This window comes from Streptomyces sp. NPDC091281 (genome assembly GCF_044757425.1).
Lineage (GTDB): Bacteria > Actinomycetota > Actinomycetes > Streptomycetales > Streptomycetaceae > Streptomyces.
In genome coordinates this window covers 241,310-260,221 of sequence record NZ_JBIVUY010000013.1, presented here as the reverse complement: position 1 = coordinate 260,221, position 18,912 = coordinate 241,310, and the positions used below count along the sequence as shown (strand labels likewise).

The 18,912-nt window shown below is 70.3% G+C and carries 14 protein-coding genes and 1 tRNA gene; 3 read left to right on the top strand and 12 right to left on the bottom strand.

Features of this window, described 5'->3' with window-relative positions; all coding sequences use genetic code 11:
* Positions 1–27: 27 nt before the first annotated feature.
* Positions 28–1,833 carry a bifunctional metallophosphatase/5'-nucleotidase gene (locus ACIQPQ_RS30035; RefSeq protein ID WP_401309879.1) on the bottom strand — a complete coding sequence of 602 codons (1,806 nt, stop codon included), beginning with the start codon at positions 1,831–1,833 and terminating at the stop codon, positions 28–30.
* 274 nt (positions 1,834–2,107) lie between these two features.
* Here ACIQPQ_RS30035 and pyk point away from each other — a divergent pair, with 274 nt between their 5' ends.
* On the top strand, positions 2,108–3,538 hold the full coding sequence (gene pyk, locus ACIQPQ_RS30030; RefSeq protein ID WP_401309877.1) for a pyruvate kinase: 1,431 nt from the start codon (positions 2,108–2,110) through the stop codon (positions 3,536–3,538).
* A gap of 11 nt (positions 3,539–3,549) precedes the next feature.
* Here the strand turns inward: pyk and ACIQPQ_RS30025 are convergent, their stop codons facing one another.
* The gene (locus ACIQPQ_RS30025; protein WP_401309874.1) at positions 3,550–4,326 is read right to left on the bottom strand and encodes a helix-turn-helix domain-containing protein; all 777 of its coding nucleotides are present in this window, start codon (positions 4,324–4,326) and stop codon (positions 3,550–3,552) included.
* 106 nt (positions 4,327–4,432) lie between these two features.
* Positions 4,433–4,507, bottom strand: a tRNA-Leu gene (locus tag ACIQPQ_RS30020).
* Positions 4,508–4,606: 99 nt separating this feature from the next.
* On the opposite strand from ACIQPQ_RS30020, the gene ACIQPQ_RS30015 reads away from it, so the two are divergent.
* On the top strand, positions 4,607–5,263 hold the full coding sequence (locus ACIQPQ_RS30015; protein WP_401309871.1) for an ANTAR domain-containing response regulator: 657 nt from the start codon (positions 4,607–4,609) through the stop codon (positions 5,261–5,263).
* Between the two features lie 70 nt (positions 5,264–5,333).
* Here ACIQPQ_RS30015 and ACIQPQ_RS30010 read toward each other — a convergent pair whose 3' ends face one another.
* From ACIQPQ_RS30010 to ACIQPQ_RS29970, 9 genes are all read right to left on the bottom strand, one after another.
* Positions 5,334–6,050 (bottom strand): ABC transporter ATP-binding protein, encoded by a 717-nt coding sequence (locus tag ACIQPQ_RS30010; protein WP_383773647.1) that lies wholly within the window; start codon positions 6,048–6,050, stop codon positions 5,334–5,336.
* On the bottom strand, positions 6,047–6,955 hold the full coding sequence (locus ACIQPQ_RS30005) for an ABC transporter ATP-binding protein (protein ID WP_383773649.1): 909 nt from the start codon (positions 6,953–6,955) through the stop codon (positions 6,047–6,049). The genes ACIQPQ_RS30010 and ACIQPQ_RS30005 overlap by 4 nt, the downstream gene beginning before the upstream one ends.
* 5 nt (positions 6,956–6,960) lie before the next feature.
* Positions 6,961–8,784: a branched-chain amino acid ABC transporter permease gene (locus ACIQPQ_RS30000; protein WP_401309866.1), complete on the bottom strand. Its 1,824-nt coding sequence runs from the start codon at positions 8,782–8,784 to the stop codon at positions 6,961–6,963.
* 5 nt (positions 8,785–8,789) lie between these two features.
* On the bottom strand, positions 8,790–9,722 hold the full coding sequence (locus tag ACIQPQ_RS29995) for a branched-chain amino acid ABC transporter permease (RefSeq protein WP_401309863.1): 933 nt from the start codon (positions 9,720–9,722) through the stop codon (positions 8,790–8,792).
* 112 nt (positions 9,723–9,834) lie between these two features.
* Positions 9,835–11,067 carry a branched-chain amino acid ABC transporter substrate-binding protein gene (locus ACIQPQ_RS29990; protein ID WP_401309860.1) on the bottom strand — a complete coding sequence of 411 codons (1,233 nt, stop codon included), beginning with the start codon at positions 11,065–11,067 and terminating at the stop codon, positions 9,835–9,837.
* Positions 11,068–11,352: 285 nt separating this feature from the next.
* Positions 11,353–11,967, bottom strand: coding sequence for a Tat pathway signal sequence domain protein (locus ACIQPQ_RS29985; RefSeq protein ID WP_401309857.1), 615 nt, complete (start codon positions 11,965–11,967; stop codon positions 11,353–11,355).
* Positions 11,964–12,482 (bottom strand): hypothetical protein, encoded by a 519-nt coding sequence (locus tag ACIQPQ_RS29980; protein WP_401309854.1) that lies wholly within the window; start codon positions 12,480–12,482, stop codon positions 11,964–11,966. The genes ACIQPQ_RS29985 and ACIQPQ_RS29980 overlap by 4 nt, the downstream gene beginning before the upstream one ends.
* Before the next feature lie 556 nt (positions 12,483–13,038).
* A complete protein-coding gene (locus ACIQPQ_RS29975) occupies positions 13,039–13,530 on the bottom strand; it encodes a PaaI family thioesterase (RefSeq protein WP_401309851.1) in 492 nt (163 codons plus the stop codon).
* A gap of 96 nt (positions 13,531–13,626) precedes the next feature.
* Entirely contained in the window at positions 13,627–15,906 is a 2,280-nt protein-coding gene (locus ACIQPQ_RS29970) for an FdhF/YdeP family oxidoreductase (protein ID WP_401309849.1), read from the bottom strand.
* 175 nt (positions 15,907–16,081) lie between these two features.
* On the opposite strand from ACIQPQ_RS29970, the gene polA reads away from it, so the two are divergent.
* The gene (gene polA, locus ACIQPQ_RS29965; protein WP_401309846.1) at positions 16,082–18,808 is read left to right on the top strand and encodes a DNA polymerase I; all 2,727 of its coding nucleotides are present in this window, start codon (positions 16,082–16,084) and stop codon (positions 18,806–18,808) included.
* Positions 18,809–18,912 lie beyond the last annotated feature (104 nt).

Here is an 18,912-nt window from a genome sequence, read left to right as displayed (position 1 = left end):
CTCGGCCCCGACCGACCGGGGACCCGCTCAGAACACCGGCACACCGTCCCGTGTCAGCCGCCAGTCCACCGACGCGAAGTCCTCCGGGTCCAGCACCCCCTTCGCCGTGACCCACTCCGCGATCCGCGTCCGGATCTCCGTCGACTCCGACCACACCTCACGCGCCGACGCCACATGCGGGAACGCCCCGCCGCCGTTGGCCCGGTAGTTGTTCACCGCCAGCACGAACTCCCGCGCGTCGTCCAGCGGAACCCCGCCGTACGTCAGGTTCCGGATGCGCGACCCCGGCGCCTGCGCCACGTCGATGTCGTACGACAGCCCCGACACGTAGTCGTAGTTGTAGTCCGGCCGGTTGTTCGCGTTCGTCAGCTTCGCCACGTCCACCGGGGCGTCCGCCGCCGTCCGCACGAAGTACTCCGCCGAGTACTCCAGGTACGCCCGCAGCTGCGCCCCCGTCAGCACCTTCGCCACCAGCGTGTTGTCGTACACGTACAGCCCCGACAGATCCCGGATCGTCACCTCGCCCGCCGGGATCTCCGACGTCCGCGAGAACGGCGAGGCCTGCGCGATCACCGGCAGCGCCGCGAACTCGGTCCCCGCCAGCGCCGCCCTCACCACGTCCTCCTGGACCCTGGTGATCAGATCGATGATCGGCGCGTCCTTGTACCGCGCGTCCACCGTCGTCAGCGTCTGTGTCGCCGTCCCCACCACCTGGTTGACGTACGCCACGACCTTCGCGTGCTCGTCCTTCAGCAGCCGCGTGATCCGCGGGTCGTCCGCCACCGTGTTCGTGTTGCGCACCGACGACGCCACCGACTCCACCGACCAGCGGCCCCGCTCGAACGTCAGCCCGATGTCGAACACCGACAGCCGCTCCGCGAACGCCAGCGGCTCCGACAGCACCACCGTCCGCCCCGTCTTCTCGTTGACGACCTTCAGCTCCGGGATCTCCACATGCGCGTGCCCCACCAGGATCGCGTCGATCCCCGGCACCTTCTGCGCCACCAGCGCCGCCGAGTTCTCCACGTACGGCAACTGGTCACCGTACGACGACGTCCCCGACGAGCCCGAGTGCGCCGACACCACCACCACGTCCGCGCCCATCGACCGCAGCCTCGGCACCCACTTCGCCGCCTGCTCCTCCAGCCCCGGGAACGTCAGCTTCCCCTGCACGTACGCCTTGTCCCAGATCGCGATCCCCGGATTCGTCAGCCCCAGCACCGCCACCTTCACCGGCGGCGCGCCCTTCACCCGGAACGTCTTCATGAAGTACGGCGGGAACGCCGGCTTCAGCGTCCTCGCGTGCAGCGCGTTCGCCCCCAGCAGCGGGAAACGGCACTGCTCCTCGAACTTCCGCAACGTCTCGATGCCGTAGTTGAACTCGTGGTTGCCCAGCGCCACCGCGTCGTACCCGATCGCGTTCATCGCCTGCGCCATCGGGTGCACCGGACCCCCCTTCGCGGTGATCGGGTCCACCTTCGCGTAGTAGTACGTCAGCGGCGTGCCCTGGATCGTGTCGCCCGCGTCCAGCAGCAGCGTGTTCTCCCGGCCCCGCTCCCGGCGGATCGCGTTCACCAGCGTCGAGATCCGCGCCAGCCCCTGCGCGTTGCCCTGCGCGTCGGTGTACTCCGCGTCCTTGAAGTAGTCCCAGTTGAAGACGTGGCCGTGCAGGTCGGTCGTGCCCAGCACCGTCAGCGCGTACCGCTTCACCGGCTTCCTCCTCCCACCCGCGGGCGCCGCCTCGGCCGCCGGAGCCGCCGCCGCTCCCGCGACCGCCACCCCCGCCCCGGTCACGGCGGACTTCTGAAGGAACGTCCGGCGGTTCAACGGCATGATTCCAGCTCCTCGCACACGACGGATGACGCGCGTAGACGCACGCGTCAGGGATACGCGCGTAGATTCTGACCCGGCCATGGCAAACGGGAAAGCCCTGTGAGGTTGCGATCCGGTGACCCGCCCCGCCCCGACATGACACCCCCGTAAAACATCGCTCATCGGAGCAGCCCGCCGCCCACTTCAACACTTGTCAAGAACCCTTCACCCGACGGATGTTGGGCGGCCACGCGCTCCCCGGTCGCTACCCGGCGGTAAGCCCTAGGCTCGAACCATGCGCCGAGCGAAAATCGTCTGCACCCTGGGCCCCGCCACCGACACATACGACCAGATCAAAGCCCTGGTCGACGCCGGAATGGACATCGCCCGCCTCAACCTCAGCCACGGCACCCACGCCGAGCACGAGGAACGGTACCGACGCGTTCGCAAGGCCTCCGACGAGACCGGCCGCAGCGTCGGCCTCCTCGCCGACCTTCAAGGCCCGAAGATCCGCCTCGGCCGCTTCGCCGAAGGCCCCGTACTCCTCGAACGCGACGACACCTTCACCCTCACCGTCGAGGAAGGCGTCCAGGGCGACCGCCACATCTGCGGCACCACCTACGCCGGACTCGCCGACGACGTCACCCCCGGCGACCACGTCCTCGTCGACGACGGCAAGGTCTGCCTCCAGGTCACCGCCGTCGACGGCCCCCGCGTCCACACCCGCGTCGTCGAGGGCGGCGTCATCTCCGACCACAAGGGCCTCAACCTCCCCGGCGCCGCCGTCTCCGTCCCCGCCCTCGCCAAGAAGGACGAGGAAGACCTCCGCTGGGCCCTGCGCACCGGCTTCGACGTCATCGCCCTCTCCTTCGTCCGCACCGGCCGCGACATCCTCGACGTCCACCGCATCATGGACGACGAAGGCCGCCGCCTCCCCGTCATCGCCAAGATCGAGAAGCCCCAGGCCGTCCAGAACCTCGACGACATCGTCGCCGCCTTCGACGGCCTCATGGTCGCCCGCGGCGACCTCGGCGTCGAGATGCCCCTCGAACAGGTCCCCATCGTCCAGAAGCGCGCCGTCAAACTCGCCCGGCGCAACGCCAAGCCGGTCATCGTCGCCACCCAGATGCTCGACTCCATGATCGACAACGCCCGGCCCACCCGCGCCGAGGCCTCCGACGTCGCCAACGCCGTCTACGACGGCACCGACGCCGTCATGCTCAGCGGCGAGACCAGCGTCGGTAAACACCCCGTCGAGACCGTCACCACCATGGCCAGGATCGTCACCGCCGCCGAGGAGGACATCCTCGCCAAAGGCCTCCCGCCCCTCACCGACCGCACCAAACCCCGCACCCAGGGCGGCGCCGTCGCCCGCGCCGCCGCCGAGATCGGCGACTTCCTCGACGCCAAGTACCTCGTCGCCTTCACCCAGTCCGGCGACACCGTCCGCCGCCTCTCCCGCTACCGCTCACCCATCCCCCTCCTCGCCTTCACCCCCGAACCCGCCACCCGCTCCCAGCTCAACCTCACCTGGGGCGTCGAGACCTTCCTCGGCCCCCACGTCGACTCCACCGACGCCATGGTCGACCAGGTCGACGACCTCCTCCTCCGCCACGGCCGCTGCGCCCCCGGCGACACCGTCGTCATCACAGCCGGCTCCCCACCCGGAGTCTCCGGCTCCACCAACCTGGTCCGCGTCCACCACATCGGCGAGGACGACACGTAGGGGGCGGGCGGTCAGTGCTTGGGGCCCACGTGCGCGTCGAGCAGGGCGACATCGGCCTTCCTGGCCACGGACACGTTCTGCGCGTTCGCCTGCCGCCAGGCGACGCCCAGCCGGTCGAGGGTGTCGGTGTAGAGGCGCCGGATGTCGCCGGAGACGTTGGTGAAGAAGTAACGCGGATACTCGTAGCGCCTGCGCTCACCCTGGACGACACGGGTCGTCCAATTGGTGAGCCGGCAGCCGTCCGAGTGGAGAAGCCCCCGGACGAACTCCCAGGGATGCGCGTCCACGATCGCCTGCTGCCAGCCCGCCAGCTCGATGATCCGCTCGTGCTTCTTGCCGGGGCCGTGCTGGGGGAACATGCAGGGGAGATGGCGGGAGTAGAGCTTGAGATTGCGGCAGCCGCTGCGCTGCACCCGGCAGACGGAATTGCCGGGGAAGACCGCCCGCATGGCCAGCTCGCACAGATCCATGAGGCCCGGCCACGACTCGGCGCAGGTGACCATCAGGCTCGGGGCGCCCTGCCCCGGGTAGTCGCTGATGTGGCCGTCTCCCAGGTAGAGCCCGAGCAGATAACTGTAGGCAGGCTCGTCGAGGGGGCGGTCGTGGCATCGGGGGCACTGGGGTTCGTGCCGCCCGCCCGTCTCTCCACGTCGCGCGCGGTCCAGGTGTTTCCAGTAACTGACCGTGCCGGCCGGGACGTTCAGTCGTCGGGCCACGTCGGAGTTCCGTACGCCGTCCCGAAGCAGCGTGAGGGCCTGGTGTCGTACATCGGTTCCATGCAGGGGCATGGCAACACGGTGCGTCACTGATCGCGAAGGCGTGCAGCAAAAAGCGGATGTTCACGAGAACGTGGACATCCGCTTGGTGGCGCAATCCTTGGAAACGAAGGAAAAGTGCCCCGGGTGGGATTCGAACCCACACTGTATGCTGTTTGAGAGCATCGCCTGCTGCCAATTGGGCTACCGGGGCCCAATGAATCGAAGGTTGACCTCGACCCGCTGCCCGTCCACCATACCGCAGCTAGGTAGGCTCTTGTCAGCAGCAGCCCTGCCTGAACGAGGAGCCCCCGTGACCGCCCCCGAGTCGCCCCAGCCCGTGGACGTGCCCGACGACGACAAGTCGCATGTGCCTCCGCTGACGACCCGTGTCGTCATCGCCGAGGACGAGGCCCTGATCCGGCTGGATCTCAAAGAGATGCTGGAGGAGGAGGGCTACTCCGTCGTCGGTGAGGCCGGGGACGGCGAGCAGGCCGTGGAGCTGGCGCGGGAGCACAAGCCGGACCTGGTCATCCTCGATGTGAAGATGCCGAAGCTGGACGGCATCTCGGCGGCGGAGAGGATCGCCGAGGAGCGGATCGCCCCGGTGCTGATGTTGACCGCCTTCTCCCAGCGTGACCTGGTCGAGCGGGCCCGGGACGCCGGGGCGATGGCGTATCTGGTGAAGCCGTTCAGCAAGAGCGACGTGGTGCCGGCGATCGAGATGGCCGTGTCCCGCTTCACGGAGCTGAAGGAGCTGGAGAACGAGGTCGCCGACCTCACCCAGCGCCTGGAGACCCGCAAGCTGGTGGACCGGGCGAAGTCGATCCTCCAGACGGAGTACGGGCTGACGGAGCCCGCGGCGTTCCGCTGGATCCAGAAGACGTCGATGGACCGCCGTATGTCGATGCAGCAGGTCGCGGAGGCCGTGATCCTTGACGCGGACGAGAAGAAGGCGTCGAAGGGATAGCCGACCCGGAGACCGGAAGAGGCCCGCACCCTGGTCGGGGTGCGGGCCTCTTCGCGTGCTGCGGGGGAGGTCAGTCCTCGCCGAGGTACGCCTTGCGGACGGACTCGTCGTGGAGGAGGTCCCCGCCGGTGCCGGACAGGACGATCTTGCCGATCTCCATGACGTGACCGTGGTCGGCCAGGGAGAGGGCGGCCTGGGCGTTCTGCTCGACGAGGAGGATCGTCGTGCCCTGGGCCTTCAGCTCGGCGATGGTCGCCATGATCTTCTGCATCATGATCGGGGAGAGACCCATGGAGGGCTCGTCGAGCATGAGCAGCTTGGGCTGCGACATGAGGGCGCGGCCCATGGCGAGCATCTGCTGTTCACCGCCGGAGAGGGTGCCCGCGGCCTGCTTGCGGCGCTCTCCCAGGATGGGGAAGAGGTCGTAGGCGCGCTGGATGTCCTTCTCGATGCCGGGCCGGTCGCTGCGCAGGAAGGCGCCGAGGCGGAGGTTGTCCTCGATCGTCATGCGCGGGAAGATGTGCCGCCCCTCGGGGGAGTGGGCGAGTCCCAGCGAGACGATGTTGTGGGCGGGGATCTTCTTGAGGGAGCGGCCGTTGAACTTGATCTGGCCGCCGACGGGCTTGAGGAGGCCCGACAGGGTGCGCAGGGTGGTGGTCTTGCCCGCGCCGTTGGTGCCGATGAGGGTGACGACCTCGCCGGCGTCGACCTTGAAGGAGATGCCCTTGACGGCTTCGATCTTGCCGTAGGCGACGCGGAGGTCCTCGACCTCGAGCAGTGCGGTCATCGGTCGTTCTCCTTGCCGGGCGCGGCGTCCGTCGTGGGGTCGGCCTGTGCTTCGGCGGCCTCGACCTCGGCGACCTCGTCCGCGCCGGGGGCGTCCTCGAAGGGCTCGCCGAGGTAGGCGGCGACGACGCGTTCGTCGCCCTGGACGGTGGCGCTGTCGCCCTCGACGAGCTTCTCGCCCTGGACGAGGACGGCGACGCGGTCGCAGAGGTTGAAGATGAACCGCATGTCGTGCTCGATGACGAGGACGGCGATGCCCTGGTCGCGGATGGCGAAGACGAGTTCCTCGGTGGCGCGCGTCTCCTGCGGGTTCATGCCCGCGGTGGGCTCGTCGAGGAGGAGCAGGCCGGGCTCGCTGGCGAGGGCGCGGGCGATCTCCAGCTTGCGCTGCTCGCCGTAGGGGAGGTTGCGGGCGAGGTGGTCGGCCTTGGCGTCGAGGCCGACGAACTCCAGGAGTTCCATGGCGCGGGCGCGGGAGGCGGCCTCGGCCCGGTGGAAGCCGGGTCCGCGCAGGACGGCCGACCAGAAGCCTTCCTTGGTGCGGGTGTGGCGGCCGACGAGGACGTTCTCGAGGACCGTCATGTTGGCGAAGAGACGGATGTTCTGGAAGGTGCGGGCGATGCCTGCCGCGGTGACCTTGAAGGACTGGGGCGGCAGGACGGTGCCCTTGTAGCGGACCTCTCCCTCGGTGGGGATGTAGAGGCCGGTGAGGCAGTTGAAGAAGGTGGTCTTGCCGGCGCCGTTGGGGCCGATGAGGCCGACGATCTCGCCGCTGTTGACGGTGAGGTCGACGTTGCGGACGGCGGTGAGGCCGCCGAAGCGCATGGTGACGCCGCGGGCGTCGAGGACGGTCTCGCCGGGGGCGGTGGCGGAGGTGGCGTCCTTGGTGGTGGTGTCGGTGGTCATGGTCGTCAGGCCCCTGCCTTCGTGAGGACGGTGGGAGCTTCGGCGTCCTCGTGGAATTCGAGCTGGCGGCGCCGGTTGGGGATGAGGCCCTCGGGACGGAAGCGCATCAGCAGGATGAGTGCGATGCCGAAGGCGAGCAGCTGGTAGTCGCCGAGGAACTGGAGCTTGTTGGGGATGAGGAAGAGCAGTGCGGCGCCGATGAGGGGGCCTCCGATGGTGCCCATGCCGCCGAGGACGACCGCGGCGAGCAGGAAGGCCGAGTTGGGCGGGATGGCGCCGGCGAAGACGTACTGCTCGGGCGTCACGGTGTAGGTGACGTGGGCCTGGACGGTGCCGGCGAGGCCGGCGAGGGAGGCGCCGACGGCGAAGGCGATGAGCTTGACGCGGAAGCCGTTGATGCCCATGGCGAGGGCGGCGGTCTCGTCCTCGCGGATGGCGACCCAGGCGCGGCCGATGCGGGAGTCGCCGCTGCGGCGGAAGACGAGGACGACGATCGCCGTGATGACGAGCATCAGGAAGAAGTAGTTGGCGAATCGCCCGATCTCGACGCCGAGGATGTTGTGCACGGCACCGAAGTCGAACCCGAAGATCTTGAGGTTCGGGATGGAGGAGATGCCGTTGGAGCCGTTGGTGATGTCGGGGCCGGAGGTGCCATCGAGGTTGTTGGCGGTGATGCGGAAGATCTCGCCGAAGCCGAGGGTCACGATGGCGAGGTAGTCGCCGCGCAGGCGCAGCGTCGGGGCGCCGATGAGGACGCCGAAGACGAGGGACGCCGCGGCGCCGACGAGAGCGGCGGCCCAGAAGGGGAAGTGCACGTCGAAGGGGGAACTGGGGGAGCCGGAGACCATGGCCGCGGCGTAGGCGCCGACGCCGAGGAAGGCGACGTAGCCGAGGTCGAGGAGGCCGGCGAGGCCGACGACGATGTTGAGGCCGAGGGCGACGGTGGCGAAGATCAGGATGTAGACGCCGATCGTCGCGTACTGGTCGTCGGTCTGGGTGAAGGGGAACAGCGCGGCCGCGACGAAGGCGCCGCAGACGGTGATGTTCTGGTGCCGTGCGGTGATCTGGCTGGCCTGGGCGATGAGTCCGGCCTTGGCGAGGGCGGCGAAGCCGAAGCCCGCGGTGATGAGGAAGCCGATGAACAGTTCGTCGTACTCGGTGCCGATGCCGTAGGTGAAGACGGTCAGGCCGAGGGCGAGGATGCCGACGATGATCAGGATCTCGACGAAGGAGTTCAGCGGGCCGACGGGGCGGACTTTGCCTGAGGTGAAGGCGGTCTTGGCGGTCTCCCACTGGTGGGCGGCCTTGTGCTTGGTGTGTTCCCAGGAGGTGTCGTCCGGATCGATCGGGTCCGGCGCCGGGTGCTGGAACGGCAGGCCAAGGGCGCCGACCAGGGCGGCGAGGCTGCCGATCGCGACGACGTAGCCGCCGGGTTCGAGGTTGACGATGCCGCCGAGGTCGACGGTGATCGCGATGACCGTGTACCAGCTGGTGGCGAACGTGGCGAGCGCCGCGAACTTGATGGCGCCGTCTGCTCCGGCGGGGGTGAGCCAGCCGAGTCCCTTGACGCCGTAGGAGGAGAGACAGAACAGAGCGGTGAGGGCGGCGCCGATGAGCACGAGCACCTGGAGGCCGCCGGGGAAGCCGTAGATCGTGAGGTCGCCCGGGAAGGCGTCGGTCCAGGTCCAGGCGAGGAACGTGGAGACGAGAGTGAGAGCGGAGCCACCGGTGGCGAGGGCGCGAGCGGTGGGGGCCGGGAGGGGAATGAGACCGGCGGGGGCGGTGCCGAGGGTCTCCGGGGTCCCGGGAGCGGTGGTCTGTGTGGTCATCGATGTCACGCCCTGTCAGCGACGCGCTCGCCGAGGAGGCCTTGGGGCCGCAGCAGGAGCACGAGGATGAGGAGTACGAAGGCCCAGACGTCGGCCCAGGACTGGCTGCCGAACTTGTCCATGCCGGGGATGTCGGCGACGTAGGCGGTGGCGAGGGTCTCGGCGACGCCGAGGACGAGTCCGCCGATCATGGCTCCGTAGATGTTGCCGATACCGCCGAGGACGGCCGCGGTGAAGGCCTTCAGGCCGAGGATGAATCCCATGGTGAAGGTGATCTGGCCGTACTTGAGGCCGTAGGCGACACCGCCGACGGCGGCGAAGGTCGCGCCGAGGGCGAAGGCGATCACGATGATGCGGTCGGTGTTGACACCCATGAGCTTGGCGGTGTCCGGGTCCTGCGCGGTGGCCTGCATGCCGCGGCCGGTGCGGGTCTTCATGACGAAGTAGGCCAGGATGCCCATGCTGATCGGGGCCGCGATGATCAGGAAGATGTCACCGGTCTGGATGGTGACGTTGCCGATCTCGAACGGGCCGCCCTGGATCTCGGGGAAGACGCGGGCCGCCTTGGCGTCGGGGTACCAGGCCCAGACGGCCTGCTGGAGGGCGAGCGAGAGTCCGATGGCCGTGATGAGCGGGGCCAGGCGTGGAGCGTTGCGGAGCGGCCGGTAGGCGAAACGTTCCGCTCCCACGGCGACGGTCACGGAGACCATCACCGCGCCGACCAGCATCAGCGGCAGGGCCACGGCCATGGGGGTGCCGTCCGGCAGGATGTACGCATAGACCGTGAGAGCGCCGAAGGCTCCGGTCATGAAGATCTCGCCGTGGGCGAAGTTGATGAGCTGGACGATGCCGTAGACCATTGTGTAGCCAATGGCGACCAGCCCGTACATGGATCCCAGTAGCAGGCCGTTGACCAGCTGCTGCGGCAGTTCGTTCACCGCATGTCCTCCGAGACGTTCGGATGATTTCGACGGATGTGTCCGGATGTGAGACCGCGCGGGGCGCCAGTGGAACAGCGCCCCGCGCGGCTCAGGAGTGGTGCGGGGTGGGTCAGCCGGTGTAGGTGCCGGACTTGACGGTCTCGAAGGCACCGTTCTTGACGGCGTACACGGTGAGCTGCTTGTTGGTGGCGTCGCCGTACTCGTCGAAGGAGACCTTGCCGGTCACGCCGTCGAAGGAGACGCCCTGCACGGCCTCGGTGACCTTGGCGCGGGCGTCGTCGGGAAGCTTGCCGTCGTTGCCGTCGACGACCTTCTTCACGGCTTCGATGATCGCCCAGGCGGAGTCGTAGGAGTAGCCGCCGTACGCCGCGTAGTCCTCCTTGTAGCCGCCCGCCTTGTAGTCGGCGACGAACTTCTTGGCCGAGTCGAGGTCCTCGACCGGGGCGCCCACGGAGGTCGCGAGGTCGCCGGTGCTGCCGGCACCCGCGAGCTTGATGAAGTTGTCGTCCTTGATGCCGTCGCCGCCGACCAGCGGGATCTTGGCACCGGCGGCCTTGATCTGCTTGCTCAGCGGACCGGCCTGCGGGAACTCGCCGCCGTAGTAGACGACGTCGGCGCCGCTGTTCTTGACCTCGGTGGCGACCGCGGAGAAGTCCTTGGTGTCCGGGTTGATGTGCTGGGTGCCCACGACCTGGCCGCCGAGCTTCTTGAACTCCGCGGTGAAGGTGGCGGCGAGGCCGGCGCCGTAGGTCTTCTTGTCGTCGATGACGAAGACCTTCTTCTTCTTGGCGTCGTTGAAGACGTACTGCGCGGCGAACGGGCCCTGGATGGCGTCCGTGGTCGCGGTGCGGAAGTACGACTTGTACGGCCGGGTCTTCGTCTTCTGCCAGTCGGCGCCCTGGGTGAGGGCCGGGCCGGTGTTGGCCGGGGAGATCTCGACCAGCTTTGCGTCGTCGAAGACCTTCTGCATCGACTCGGCGACGGAGGAGTTCAGTGGGCCGACCACGCCCAGCACGCTCTTGTCCGCGACGAAGGCGGTGGCGTTCTGCTGGCCCGCGGAGGGCTGCGCCTGGTCGTCCTTGGCGACGACCTTGAAGGTGACGCCCTCGACGTACTTGTCCTTGTTGGCGGTCTTGACCGCGAGGTCGACCGAGTTCTTGATGCCGAGGCCCAGCGAGGACAGGTCGCCGGTCAGCGGGGCGTCCACGCCGATGGTGACGGTGGTGCCACCGTCGCTGCCGGAGTCGGAGCCGCCGTCGTCGTCGCGCGAACCGCAGGCGGTGAGGGTGAGTGCTCCCGCCGCCAGCGCGGCGGTGATGGCGATGAGCGAACGTTGACGCACGAGGTGTCCTTTCCCTGGCGGTCCTCCCCCCTGGAAGAGACCGAGTCGGTGCGCTGGGCCGAAGTGCTTTTCGGTGGCGCGGTGACTGGCCGTGACTCTAAACGTGGGAAGGGAACCCAGAGGAGGGCCTGGCCCATGCTGTGACTCTCTTGTTATGACACGAGGTAATGCAGAGCGGTACTCAGGGGGTGGAACAGTGGAATTCCGGCTGATTCGCCCTGTCCGCATAGTGAGAATCCGCAGGACGGGCCCTACTGGGTTCAGGCGTCTCGGCGGTTTTGCTGATTACTCGGATTCGTTGCTACAGGCGACTTCCAGGGCCTGGGAGAGGTCTCGCGCATAGCGGGAACCGAGGATGAAACTGTGCGCGCGCATTGCGCGCGCATTACGCAGAGTTACATCCAGGAAAGGGAGTCCGACGTTCCTTGGCACTTTTCCGCATTCCGTGACATGCATCGCGAGGGTGACCTTGCGGGTGGTGCCCGCCACCGTGCGGAAAGGGGTGCGCGGTGAGGAGGTCAGCGAGATTCCCGGGTACGGCTGCCCCAGCCGGGTCGTCGTCACCGGCGGGCCCGTCGCCACACCGAGCAGCACCTCGAAGGCGAACGTCCGCGGCCGGGTGCCGGGCGGCACGGTCAGCGGGCCGACGTAACGGACGTCCACCACTTGAGACGGGAACGGCGGGGCGGCCGTGGTCTGTTGGGGCGCGGATGGCCGGGTCGCGTACAGCACCCCGCCCCCGGCGAGCAGGGCCGCCGCGGCCAGCGCCCCGATCGCCGCGCGCCGCCCGCGCGCGGGCAGCCGCGCCGCGAGCCGCCGTACGTTGCCGACGCGGGCGGGGCCGTCGTCCTCGCGGGGGCGGGTGCCCTCGCCCGGCTCGACCGGGCCAACGCCGCTCACCGCCAAGGCCCTTCGCCCGGCCCTCCGGAGCGGTACCACGCCACGCAGCCCGTCCGGGCGCGGTGCTCGATCAACTCGTCGGCCGCGCGGGCCCCTTGGCGCTCCCGCTCGGCGCGGGCGGCGTCCAGGACGTCCCGCAGGATCGTGTACTGGCCGTCCGACAGACCCATCGACTGGTAGTCCCCGTACCCCTCGCCGACCAGCAGCTCCCGCGCCCAGTGGGTGACGATCCGGGCGCAGAGCGCTTCGGGCGGGGTCACGGAAGGCGACGGGGCGGCGGGGGTGCCGGGCGCGGCGGGGGTGCTGCTGGCGCAGGCGGCGAGCAGGGGCAGGGACGCGGCCAGGGCGGCGACCGCGAGCAGGGTCCGGCGGGGGCGGTCGGTGAGGGTGGCGGTTGCTGCGCTCGGGGGCCGACGGGAGGGCCCGGTCGGTGCGGCGGTCGTCGCCGACCGTGGCGTGTGTGCCGGGTCGCCCCGGTGCCCCGGTCCCGGCTGGGTGAAGCCTCCCTCTGCCATGCTCCGACGCTAGGGCGTGGGAGCGGGGCGGGGCAACGACGGACGGGGAGTCCTGGGGAAGTCCGGGGCGGGTGGGGGCGGTGGCGGCGCGGCGGGGTGCCGGGTCGGGGATCTCGGCCTCTTGGGGGTGGTGCACATGCACCACCCCCTCAGGCGCTCGAAGGGCGCGGGCTGTACCCCGGCCGAGTACCCGGCGGGTGGGGCGTGCCCATGGAACCGGAGGCCCGGAGCCGCGGAGGCGCGCCGTCCCCAGGGCCGGCGGGCAGGCGGTGTGGTACGCCTCCTCGGGGCCGGGGCCGGGGCCGGGGCCGGGGCCGGGGCCGGGGCCTGGGGGCTCGGCGGTGGGGCGTGGCCCCCTAGGGTCTGTCGTTTGGATCATGCCGGCTTCGGGCTTCGGTGCCTGGTGAGTGCCGGTGAGCGGGGTGTGGTGCGTGCAGCTGCAAGGCGGAGGAGGGCGTCGACGCGGAGCGTCGGCAACCGACGACAACGCCGCAGATGGGCGTGCCACACCCCGCGGCCCAGGCGTGATCCAAACGACAGGCCCTAGGCGCCGGGGTCAGCTCGCGGGGGTCGCCGGGGCGGTCGCGTTGCCGTGGTCGACGTCGCGCAGCATGCAGGTCAGCCGGGCGGTGCACACCCGCCGCCCCTCCTCGTCACTGATCACGACCTCGTACGTGGCCGTGGAGCGGCCCCGGTGCACGGGCGTGGCCACGCCGGTGACCAGGCCGGAGCGGGCGCCGCGGTGGTGGGTACAGTTCAGGTCGACACCGACCGCGATCTTGCTGATGCCGCCGTGCAGCATCGCGCCGACCGAGCCGAGGGTCTCGGCGAGGACCGCGGAGGCGCCGCCGTGCAGCAGGCCGTAGGGCTGGGTGTTGCCCTCGACCGGCATGGTGCCGACGACGCGGTCCGCCGCCGCCTCGATGATCTGCACGCCCATGCGGGTGCCGAGGTGCCCCGCCGAGAACAGGGCGGGCAGGTCGACGCCGAGCGCCGCGTACTCGTCGATGACCTCTTGCGGGAACTTCACCTGCTGCTGCTCGCCCATGAGGGTCCAGCTCCGTTCGTCGTGGCCGGTGCGTCGTGACAGGGCGGACGGCCCGGTGTGCTCGCGCGACCAGGTCCGTCCTTGCTGAGCAAACGCTCAGTCGGTCGCCGATTGTTCCAGACGCACTACGACCGACTTGCTGGCCGGGGTGTTGCTGGTGTCCGCCGTCGCGTCCAGCGGCACCAGCACGTTGGTCTCCGGGTAGTACGCCGCCGCGCAGCCCCGCGCCGTCGGGTAGACGACGACCCGGAACCCGGGCGCCCGCCGCTCCACCCCGTCCTTCCACTCACCGACCAGGTCGACGTACGCCCCGTCGGCCACCCCCAGGTCCCGGGCGTCCTCGGCGTTGACCAGCACCACCCGGCGCCCGCCCTTGATGCCCCGGTAGCGGTCGTCGAGGCCGTAGATCGTGGTGTTGTACTGGTCGTGGGAGCGCAGCGTCTGGAGCAGCAGGCGGCCGGGGGGCAGCTCCGGGTACTCCACCGGGGCGGCGGTGAAGTTGGCCTTGCCGGTGGCGGTGGGGAAGCGGCGCTCGTCGCGCGGGGCGTGCGGGAGGGCGAAGCCGCCGGGGTGGGCCACGCGCGCGTTGAAGTCCTCGAAGCCGGGGATCACCCGCGCGATGCGGTCCCGGATCAGGGCGTAGTCCCGCTCGAACTCCTTCCACGGCACCTTGCTGCCGTCGCCGAGGACCCGGCGGGCCAGCCGGCACACGATGGCGGGCTCGGACAGCAGCTGCCCGCTCGCGGGGGCCAGGCGGCCCCGGGAGGCGTGCACCAGGCCCATGGAGTCCTCGACGGTGACGAACTGCTCGCCGCCCGCCTGCCGGTCGCGTTCGGTGCGGCCGAGGGTGGGCAGGATCAGCGCCCGCGCCCCGGTCACCACGTGCGAACGGTTCAGCTTGGTCGAGACGTGGACGGTGAGCCGGGCGCGCCGCATCGCGGCCTCGGTGACGTCGGTGTCGGGCGAGGCCGACACGAAGTTGCCGCCCATCGCGAAGAAGAGCTTCGCCTCGCCGTCGCGCAGCGCGCGGATGGCACGCACGACGTCGTAGCCGTGCGCGCGGGGCGGCGCGAAGCCGAACTCCCGCTCCAGGGCGTCGAGGAAGGCGGGGGCGGGCCGCTCGAAGATCCCCATGGTGCGGTCGCCCTGCACGTTGGAGTGGCCGCGCACCGGGCAGACGCCCGCTCCGGGGCGTCCGATGTTGCCGCGCAGCAGCAGGAAGTTGACCACCTCGCGGATGGTCGGCACGGAGTGCTTGTGCTGGGTGAGGCCCATCGCCCAGCACACGATGGTGCGCCGGGAGGCGAGGACCATGCGCAGGGCCTCCTCGATCCGCTCCCGGGACAGGCCGGTCGCGGCGAGGGTGTCGTCCCAGTCGGCCTCGCGGGCGGCTGCGGCGAACTCCTCGAAGCCGTGCGTGTGCTCCTCGACGAACGGCTCGTCGACCGCGCCCTCCGTCTCCAGGATCAGCTTGTTCAGCAGCCGGAAGAGGGCCTGGTCGCCGCCGATGCGGATCTGGAGGAAGAGGTCGGTGAGCGCGGCGCCCGTGGTGAGGCCCTTGGGGGTCTGCGGGTTCTTGAAGCGCTCCAGGCCCGCCTCGGGCAGCGGGTTGACGCTGATGATCCTGGCGCCGTTCGCCTTGGCCTTCTCCAGGGCGGACAGCATGCGCGGGTGGTTGGTGCCCGGGTTCTGCCCGGCCACGATGATCAGGTCGGCCTGGTGGAGGTCGTCCAGCAGGACGCTGCCCTTGCCGATGCCGATGGTCTCCGACAGGGCCGAGCCGGACGACTCGTGGCACATGTTGGAGCAGTCCGGGAGGTTGTTCGTGCCCAGCTCGCGCGCGAAGAGCTGGTAGAGGAACGCGGCCTCGTTGCTGGTGCGGCCCGAGGTGTAGAAGACGGCCTCGTCGGGGGAGGCGAGGGCGGCGGTCTCCTCGGCGATGATGTCGAAGGCGCGCTCCCAGGAGACCGGCTCGTAGTGCTCGCCGCCCTCCGGGAGGTACATGGGGTGGGTGAGCCGGCCCTGCTGGCCCAGCCAGTACCCGCTGCGGCCCGCGAGGTCGGCCACCGGGTGCGCGGCGAAGAACTCGGGCGTGACCCGGCGCAGGGTCGCCTCCTCCGCCACCGCCTTCGCGCCGTTCTCGCAGAACTCCGCGGCGTGCCGGTGGTCGGGCTCGGGCCAGGCGCAGCCCGGACAGTCGAAGCCGTCCTTCTGGTTCACGCGGAGCAGGGTCAGCGCGGTCCGCCGGACACCCATCTGCTGCTGGGCGATGCGCAGGGTGTGCCCGATCGCCGTGAGGCCCGCCGCCGCATGCTGCGGCCCGTCGACCTGCGGCGCGTCCTGGACCGGATCGTCCTGGGGCGGCTTCGTCGCCATCGCGGCCGTCTCCTTCGCTGGCGGGGGTGGGTGTCCGCACCAGGGGTGAGGACCTGTGACTCGATCCTCGCACGGGTCGGATCGAGCGGCCGATGCCTGTGGACAACTCGGTCCGGCCGCCGGGACGGGGCTGCGTGGGGCCGGGGTGTCAGTGGGGCGTGGCAGGATCGGGGGCGTGGCAGAAACAGCATCGAAGAAGACCGAGAACCCCTCCGGCGCCGACCGGCCCCGCCTGATGCTCATGGACGGGCACTCGCTGGCCTACCGCGCGTTCTTCGCGCTGCCCGCGGAGAACTTCACCACCGCGACCGGCCAGCCGACGAACGCGATCTACGGCTTCGCGTCGATGCTGGCGAACACCCTGCGCGACGAGGCGCCCACGCACTTCGCGGTGGCCTTCGACGTCTCCCGCAAGACGTGGCGCTCCGAGGAGTTCACCGAGTACAAGGCGAACCGCTCCAAGACCCCCGACGAGTTCAAGGGCCAGGTCGAGCTGATCGGCGAACTGCTCGACGCGATGCACGTGTCGCGGTTCGCGGTGGACGGCTTCGAGGCCGACGACGTCATCGCCACCCTCGCCACCCAGGCCGAGGCCGCGGGCTTCGACGTGCTGATCGTCACCGGCGACCGGGACTCCTTCCAACTGGTGAGCGAGCACACCACGGTGCTCTATCCGACGAAGGGCGTCTCCGAGCTGACCCGGTTCACCCCGGAGAAGGTGTTCGAGAAGTACGCCCTGACGCCCGCCCAGTACCCGGACTTCGCCGCGCTGCGCGGCGACCCGTCGGACAACCTGCCCGGCATCCCCGGGGTCGGGGAGAAGACGGCCGCGAAGTGGATCAACCAGTTCGGTTCGTTCGCGGAGCTGGTCGAGCGCGTCGACGAGGTCAAGGGCAAGGCCGGGCAGAACCTGCGCGACCACCTGGAGGCGGTCAAGCTCAACCGCCGCCTCACCGAGATGGTCCGCACCGTCGAGCTGCCGAAGACCGTCACCGAACTGGAGCGCGCGCCGTACGACCGGACGGCCGTCGCGATGGTCCTCGACACCCTGGAGATCCGCAACCCGTCGCTGCGCGAGCGGCTGCTCGCCGTCGACCCGGGCGGCCAGGAGGCCGAGCCCGCGCCCGCCGCCGCGGCCGGGGTCGACATCGACGCCACCGTGCTCGGCACCGGCGAGCTGACCGCCTGGCTCGACGCGCACGGCGAGGGTCCCCTCGGTGTCGCCACCGTCGACACCTGGGCCCTCGGCACCGGCTCGGTCTCCGAGGTCGCGCTGGCCGCGGCGGGCGGCCCCGCCGCCTGGTTCGACCCGACCGAGCTGGACGAGGCCGACGAGAACACCTGGTCGGCGTGGCTGGCCGCCGAGGACCGCCCCAAGGTGCTGCACGACGCCAAGGGCGCCATGCGGGTCTTCGCCGAGCACGGCTGGAGCGTCGGCGGGGTCTCCATGGACACCGCGCTCGCCGCCTACCTGGTCAAGCCCGGCCGCCGCTCGTTCGACCTGGACGCGCTGTCCCTGGAGTACCTGCACCGGGAGCTGGCCCCGGCCGCCGCGTCCGACGGGCAGCTCGCGTTCGGCGTGGAGGACGGCGCAGAGGCCGAGGCGCTGATGGTGCAGGCGCGCGCGATCCTCGACCTCGGCGACGCGTTCCGGGAGCGTCTGGAGGAGGTCGGCGCGGCCGACCTGCTGCGGGACATGGAACTACCGACGTCGATCCTGCTCACCCGCATGGAGCGGCACGGCATCGCGGCCGACCGCGCCCACCTCGAAGCGATGGAGCAGATGTTCGCGGGCGCCGTGCAGCAGGCGGTGAAGGAGGCGCACGCGGCGGCCGGGCACGAGTTCAACCTCGGCTCGCCCAAGCAGCTCCAGGAGGTCCTCTTCGGCGAGCTGGGCCTGCCGAAGACGAAGAAGACCAAGACGGGGTACACGACCGACGCCGACGCCCTGGCCTGGCTCGCGGGCCAGACGGACAACGAACTGCCGGTCATCATGCTCCGCCACCGCGAGCAGGCGAAGCTCCGCGTCACCGTCGAGGGCCTGATCAAGACGATCGCCGCCGACGGCCGCATCCACACCACGTTCAACCAGACGGTGGCCGCCACCGGCCGCCTGTCGTCCACCGACCCGAACCTCCAGAACATCCCCGTCCGCACCGACGAGGGCCGTGCCATCCGGCGCGGCTTCGTGGTCGGCGAGGGCTTCGAGTCGCTGATGACGGCCGACTACAGCCAGATCGAACTGCGCGTGATGGCCCACCTCTCCGAGGACGCCGGGCTGATCGAGGCGTTCACCTCCGGCGAGGACCTGCACACCACCGCCGCCTCCCAGGTGTTCGGCGTCGAGCCCGCCGCGGTCGACGCGGAGATGCGCCGCAAGATCAAGGCCATGTCGTACGGCCTGGCGTACGGGCTGTCCGCGTTCGGACTCTCCCAGCAGCTGAACATCGACGCGGGTGAGGCGCGCGCGCTGATGGACGCCTACTTCGAGCGGTTCGGCGGTGTCCGCGACTATCTGCGCCGCGCGGTCGACGAGGCCCGCGCCACGGGGTACACGGCGACCCTCTTCGGCCGCCGCCGCTATCTCCCCGACCTCAACAGCGACAACCGCCAGCGCCGCGAGGCCGCCGAGCGGATGGCTCTGAACGCGCCCATCCAGGGCACGGCGGCGGACATCGTGAAGCTCGCCATGCTCAAGGTCGACGGCGCCCTGCGCGAGGCCGACCTGACCTCCCGCATGCTGCTCCAGGTCCACGACGAAATCGTCCTGGAGATCGCCCCGGGTGAGCGCGAGGCCGTCGAGACCCTGGTCCGCCGCGAGATGGCCGACGCCGTCCACCTGAGGGCCCCCCTCGACGTCTCGGTGGGCGTCGGCCCGGACTGGGAGTCGGCCGCGCACTAGCCTCCGGCGGTCGGACGGGGGACCAGGGGGGCGAGGTCACCGTGAGAGGCGACACGAGACGAGGCGAGCGGGGGCGGGGCGGCGGGGGCCGCGCCCGCAACCGG